The 6000-nt window shown below is 52.4% G+C and carries 6 protein-coding genes, 1 tRNA gene and 2 rRNA genes; 3 read left to right on the forward strand and 6 right to left on the reverse strand.

Features of this window, described 5'->3' with window-relative positions; genetic code table 11:
• Positions 1–86: 86 nt before the first annotated feature.
• Positions 87–1724 carry an NAD(P)/FAD-dependent oxidoreductase gene (locus VIN76_RS06680; RefSeq protein WP_332041056.1) on the forward strand — a complete coding sequence of 546 codons (1638 nt, stop codon included), beginning with the start codon at positions 87–89 and terminating at the stop codon, positions 1722–1724.
• Positions 1725–1783: 59 nt separating this feature from the next.
• Here VIN76_RS06680 and VIN76_RS06685 read toward each other — a convergent pair whose 3' ends face one another.
• Complete coding sequence (locus VIN76_RS06685; RefSeq protein ID WP_332041057.1) at positions 1784–2542, reverse strand: TetR/AcrR family transcriptional regulator; 759 nt, start codon at positions 2540–2542, stop codon at positions 1784–1786.
• A gap of 154 nt (positions 2543–2696) precedes the next feature.
• On the opposite strand from VIN76_RS06685, the gene VIN76_RS06690 reads away from it, so the two are divergent.
• Positions 2697–3569: an SDR family oxidoreductase gene (locus VIN76_RS06690; RefSeq protein ID WP_332041058.1), complete on the forward strand. Its 873-nt coding sequence runs from the start codon at positions 2697–2699 to the stop codon at positions 3567–3569.
• Positions 3570–3675: 106 nt separating this feature from the next.
• Here VIN76_RS06690 and VIN76_RS06695 read toward each other — a convergent pair whose 3' ends face one another.
• Positions 3676–4119, reverse strand: a complete 444-nt coding sequence (locus VIN76_RS06695) for a DoxX family protein (RefSeq protein WP_332041059.1) — start codon at positions 4117–4119, stop codon at positions 3676–3678.
• A complete protein-coding gene (locus tag VIN76_RS06700; protein WP_332041060.1) occupies positions 4116–4355 on the reverse strand; it encodes a DUF4287 domain-containing protein in 240 nt (79 codons plus the stop codon). Before VIN76_RS06700 ends, VIN76_RS06695 begins: the two co-directional genes overlap by 4 nt.
• Before the next feature lie 41 nt (positions 4356–4396).
• On the opposite strand from VIN76_RS06700, the gene VIN76_RS06705 reads away from it, so the two are divergent.
• Positions 4397–5038: a helix-turn-helix domain-containing protein gene (locus VIN76_RS06705; protein ID WP_332041061.1), complete on the forward strand. Its 642-nt coding sequence runs from the start codon at positions 4397–4399 to the stop codon at positions 5036–5038.
• Positions 5039–5113: 75 nt separating this feature from the next.
• On the opposite strand, the gene VIN76_RS06710 is transcribed toward VIN76_RS06705, so the two are convergent.
• The 3 genes from VIN76_RS06710 to VIN76_RS06720 form a co-directional block, all read right to left on the reverse strand.
• A tRNA-Met gene (locus tag VIN76_RS06710) sits at positions 5114–5190 on the reverse strand.
• Between the two features lie 133 nt (positions 5191–5323).
• Positions 5324–5438, reverse strand: a 5S ribosomal RNA gene (gene rrf / locus VIN76_RS06715).
• A 170-nt stretch (positions 5439–5608) separates the two neighbouring features.
• Positions 5609–6000 (reverse strand): 23S ribosomal RNA (locus VIN76_RS06720); the annotation flags it as partial.

Consider the following 6000-nt stretch of genomic DNA (forward strand, 5'->3'; position numbering starts at 1 on the left):
TAAGCCTTGAACAAAATGTATAACAAGATATACTAATTGGAAAGATACAGCCTGATTCGAAACAGGCCCAGAGGAGGAAATGTGCGATGGTCCATGCGACTGATGAAATACCGGTCTATGATGTTCTAATCATTGGTGCGGGGTTCGCGGGTCTCCATTCGCTCCACAGGGTGCGCAGTGATGGTTTCAACGCGATAGTAATCGAAGCGGCCCCCGATGTCGGAGGCGCATGGTATTGGAACCGCTATCCCGGCGCACGGTGCGATGTCGAAAGCCTGGTCTACAGCTATTCATTCTCGCCTATCCTTGATGCAGAGTGGAAATGGTCTGAACGCTATTCCGCCCGCGACGAGATCTGCGAATATCTGCGATTTGCTGCCGATCGTCTCGACCTGCGCAAAGACATCCGGTTCAATTCCCGGATCAAGAGCGCAATTTATGACAAGCAAGCACGCCTGTGGGAATTCGAAACTGAAGACGGTGACCGCTATAAAGCACGCCATTTCATTTCCGCCGCCGGGCCAATCACAACACCGATCTACCCGGATATTCCCGGCATCAAATCCTTCAAAGGGACGTTGATTCACACCGCCCGCTGGCCACAGGAAGAGCCAGATTTTTCAGGAAAACGCGTTGGCATCATCGGCACCGGCTCGTCTGCGGTTCAGGCAATTCCGATCATTGCCGAGCAATGTGAACACCTCACCGTATTCATCCGGACTGCCAATTTTTATTCACCGGCATGCAACCGCCCTCTGACCGACGCTGATTATGAATGGTGGGAAGAAAACCGGGAACTTACGCGCGAACGTATGCGCGAATGCATCCGCTGGGGCGGCGGTGACATCATGCTGCCAGACGAGGTCAATGATACAGCGCTTCAAAAGGCATCCGACTTCTCACCCGAACGGCGTGCAGAGATCTACGAGACACGTTACGCCAATGGCGGCGGGGTTGTCGGCTGGGCATTTGGTGACGCGATGGTTGACCCCGAAGTCAATCAGGAAGCCGGTGATTTTCTCCGTTCGAAAATCGCTACCGTAGTTGAAGACCCCGACACAGTGGAAAAGCTAACTCCTCGCGGATTTGCTTATGGTACCAAGCGTTGCACCGTAGGTACTGATTATTATGAGGCTTATAACCGCGAAAATGTCGATTTGGTCGATGTGAAATCCAATCCGATTGAGTATGTGGAAGATAGTTTTGTCGTCGTCGGTGGGGAAAAGATCGAGCTGGATTACCTGATCTGTGCCTCCGGTTTCGACGCACTGACGGGCGCTTTGACTGGCATGGAAGTGCGCGGTGAAGATGGGCAATTGCTCAAGGACGTCTGGCAGGACGGACCCAAAACCGAACTTGGTATCAGCGTCCATGGGTTCCCGAACCTATACATGGTCGGCGGTCCGGGTAGCCCGTCTGTGCTGACCAATGTTGTGATGACCAACGAGATTCAAGTGGACTGGATTGGCGATCTCATCAAATATGTCGAGGATAATGACTTCACTCGCTGCGAGGCGAAGCAAGAGGCGCAGGAACAATGGACCGACACGGTCAATTCCCTGGTCGAGGACAATCTTTGGGGGACATCGAACAGCTGGTATGTTGGGGCGAACGTTCCTGGAAAACCACGCGTGATCCTTGCCTATGTGGGCGGCGTAAAGTCGTATCGCGAACATTGCGATCAGGAAAGCCAGAATGGCTATCCCGGCTTTGCGCTCAGCTAGGCTGGCTCACCATTAGTCTGTGATTTATGTATCCAGGGCATTTCATAGCACTTGGGCGGCTAGGCTATGGCCTGCTGCATCTCCCGCAAAGTGGCAACAAGATCATCTGGCGGGTTCTCAACATAGCCTGCAATGAATGCGAGAACCCCGACTTTAAGAGAGATATGGATTCTCTGTTCCGGGATACGGCCGCTCAAGCAATTGTCGATGATCGAATATTCAATATTCGCAATTTGCGACTTGAGAAACTCTAATTGATTATTGCTAATCTGCTGAGGCTGTGCAGCCACAAGGTCGTCAAGATAAGGCACGACGTGCGAGATCGCTATGTCACTCAATATCTTATGGATACCGGGGTCAAGGTTGGTCGAGAAAAAGACAGGGGCGAGTTCTCTGGAATAGGCCCGCTTTTGCAGAATGATATCCTCAAGACGGTCAAACCGGTCCAATACTTCCGCAAGAGTCTGCGGCCCCTTATCCACACCGTTTTGAGAAATGCTCGTGTAGAAAAAATCCTTGATTGCACTCCCGATCATCGCTTCGCGGTTCTCGAAATACAAATAGAGCGTTCGCAATGCTACATTAGCTCTCTTGCTGACGTCACGAATGGTAGCGGCTCCAATCCCCCCCTCCTCAATCAATTCGAGGGTGGCCGAGATGATCCGCGCCTGACGCTCGCGCATCGCTTTCGTATTATATTTTCGCCGTTTAGGAGCAGTGTTATCGTTGCTCTCGGTTTCGCTTTCGATCTTCACGTTCTCGTCATCCGTTTCGCTTCGCTCGTTCATCCGTATCTGGAAGGGGCGGGGAACCAACATCTTATTCAGCGTAGGACCGCAATGAAGTAGCCGCAAGCCTTGACAAGGACTATAAGAGCATATTCAATAGTGTATCAAGATATAACAAAATTAAAGTGCAGCGCGGGCTATATTGAAATCTTCTGATGCCACGCCAGAATGGGGGAGAGAGAATATGAAAAGAAGCATAGACAGACCGCTTGCCTTGATCACAGGCGGTTGCGGCGGCATAGGCATGGCATGTGCTCGCGAATTCGGTCGATCGCATGATCTTCTGCTTGCGGACATGTCGGCCGATCGCCTTGCAGAATTTGAAAGGCAATTACGGGACGAAGGCTATATTATCGTCGGCAGCGTTGCGGGTGATCTCACGGACAATTCGGTGATTGGGTCACTAATGGATCGCATAAAGGCACACGGATCACTCAAAGTTTTAATTCACACCGCCGGTATATCGTCCGCTCTTGCCGACTGGCGCACAATCCTGAAGACAAATGTTCTGTCTACGCGAAGAATGCTCGACGCAATTGAACCGCATGTCACCATGGGGATGGTCGCCGTAGTTCTGGCGTCAATAGCAGGCCATCTTGCCCCTGCAGATGCCGAGGTAGATGCCATTCTTGATACGGCTACCACTGATGATTTCTTGGACAGCATGGAAAGCCATCTCACGCGGTTGGCCGCAATGACTGCCGGAAACGGGACATCCTTCAGCTATTCCGGCTTGAGTGGGCCTGCCTATGGTGTTTCGAAAAGAGCCACCATTCGGATGGCGGTAAAGCGCTCGATTGGCTGGGCCGAAAAAGGGGCGCGAATTGTCTCCATCTCTCCGGGGCTTATCTGGACACCAATGGGGCGCTTCGAAGTCGACCATGGCGAAGCAGCTGCCGAGGTTTTGGCACAAACACCTCTAAAAAGATGGGGGACAGCCATGGACATCGCCCAAGCCGCGCGCTTCCTTACCTCTGACATGGCCTCTTTCATCACAGGGACCGACCTACGCATTGACGGAGGAATGGTTCCTGTCCGGATGGACGACAAGTACTGATCATATACTCGCTGTCATTCTTACACGATTAACAGCGAGGATCAGATTATGTTTACAAACCCAGGCTTTCCTCATTAAGGCATAGCCAGCTGCGCGATGGTACCGTCTAAAAAGACGTCTCCCTAGGTCCGACAAGCGGAAGCAGCGTGCGCAATCTCGGTTCTCGCAGGTAGAGGCCGCCCCACAGCATCAGTCCAAGATAGACTCCGAATAGCACATGGGAGATAAGCGGGCTTTCGACACGCAACTGTGCGGCAACCGCGCCGCCAAGATAACCGGTTGCACCAAGGGCGCCCAGCACCGAAGTGCGCGGTATCGCATAGAGACCGGTGAGAATTAGGAGAATGAAACCTATGGCGCGGACCTGATGTGCCGGATAACCGAGGGCGACTGTGGCCGAAACCGAAACGTCGGCACCCGTCATTTTCATGCCGGCGTCCAGCAGAAAGAATGCGATCACGAGACCTGATAGCACCCAGCCTATGCGAATGAGCCATGTTCCCGGGAGAGCTAGTGCGAGTCCAGCCCTTGATTTGCTGACTTCACTCATGCCGTGCGACGGGCAGAAGCTTTCGGTGCACTTACCCAACCTTTTTGCTTGAATACCGCCCAAATGGCCATGGCGTAGCCATGACCAAGATCAAAATCCTCCTTGAGCCAGGCTTTGAGCTGCGTTGCTGTCAGTTCCGGTCCGAGCAGACCTTTCTCCTGCGCCAGCGCATGGAAATCTTCGGGCCGCTTTCCGGTCTTTTTTTCGATATTGTCAAGATAGGCCTGAAACGACATGATGCAGCTCCCCACTTTGAATATAGGAATATATATCGAATATGAAATCTGATCGCAAGCGTAACTATAAATCCCCGCTGCGCAAGAACGCCGCTGAAGACACACGGGCGCGCATTCTCAAGAGTGCAAAGACACTTTTTTCCCAGCGTGGCATCGACAAGGCGACTATTGGGGCAATTGCACAGGCAGCCGGAGTTGCGGTGTCGACCGTCTACGCGCTGTTCAAGGGGAAGGAAGGTATACTTGCTGCGCTAATGGAGTCGGCACTGTTCGGCGAACAGTTTGCGGCTGCCATGAAGCTCTTGGAGGGGGATGACGATCCGGTGCGCTCCATAGCGCTCACTGCCCACGTGTCGCGGGCCATTTATGACGGCGAACGAAGCGAAATCGGTATAATCCGCGGAGCGTCAGCTTTTTCCGCTGCGCTGCGAAAGGAGGAACAACGTTTCGAGACGCTTCGCCTCTCTATGCAGGAGGAGCGCATCAATCGTTTGTTCGCATCCGGGCGGCAGCGTGAAAATGTGACCCAGGAAGAGGCGCAACATATTCTCTGGATGTATACGAGTCGAGATGTCTGGCGCATGCTGGTTGAGGAAGGAGGCTGGACGCCGGATCGCTATCAGGCGTGGCTTTCGGAAACACTGCTCACTGCCTTGACAAAAGAGACGTCGCAGCGATCGTGAGTAAGAGCAAAACCGGAATCGAAGATTCGTTTGAAACAAAAAAGCCGCCAACCCATTGGGCTAGCGGCATAATTTTGGTTGCGGGAGTAGGATTTGAACCTACGACCTTCAGGTTATGAGCCTGACGAGCTACCGGACTGCTCCATCCCGCGCTACCAGTGGGACTGTATTTCAACAATCACACAAAAATAAAAAAGCGGCCGGCCCATATAAGGGACAGGCCGCTTTTTGAAAAAGTGAATGGGTTATTTCCTCGTAACTACATCTTTATGCGCCTGCTGCAATGCCTGGCGACGACCTACTCTTCCGTGCCTTGAGACAAAGTACCATCGGCGCAGTCTGGTTTCACGGCCGAGTTCGAGATGGGATCGGGTGGGGCACAGACGCTATGGCCACCAAGCAATGAAGCAAGCGCATAAGCTGTAATTACGGGTCTTTTAATCGATATATCGTTGGTAAGATATGCATGATGTTTCATTCCATGCACATATTACCGTGGGCTGAGCTTATAATGTCCAGCATCTACGACAAGTTGAAATATTCCAACATTGTTGTTGATGGCGGGATTCTACAAGCGCGAATTGAGTAATTAGGACTGGTTAGCTTCATGCATTACTGCACTTCCACACCCAGCCTATCAACGTGGTGGTCTTCCACGACTCTATGATAACTTATCTTAAGGGAGGCTTCCCGCTTAGATGCTTTCAGCGGTTATCCCGTCCATACATAGCTACCCAGCAGCACGCCTGGCGGCATGACTGGTACACCAGAGGTATGTTCAACCCGGTCCTCTCGTACTAGGGTCAACTCCTTTCAATTATCGACGCCCACGGCAGATAGGGACCAAACTGTCTCGCGACGTTCTGAACCCAGCTCACGTACCACTTTAATTGGCGAACAGCCAAACCCTTGGGACCTGCTCCAGCCCCAGGATGTGATGAGCCGACATCGAGGTGCCAAAC

Origin of the sequence: Parasphingorhabdus sp. (assembly GCF_036568145.1) — a bacterium.
Taxonomy (GTDB): domain Bacteria; phylum Pseudomonadota; class Alphaproteobacteria; order Sphingomonadales; family Sphingomonadaceae; genus Parasphingorhabdus.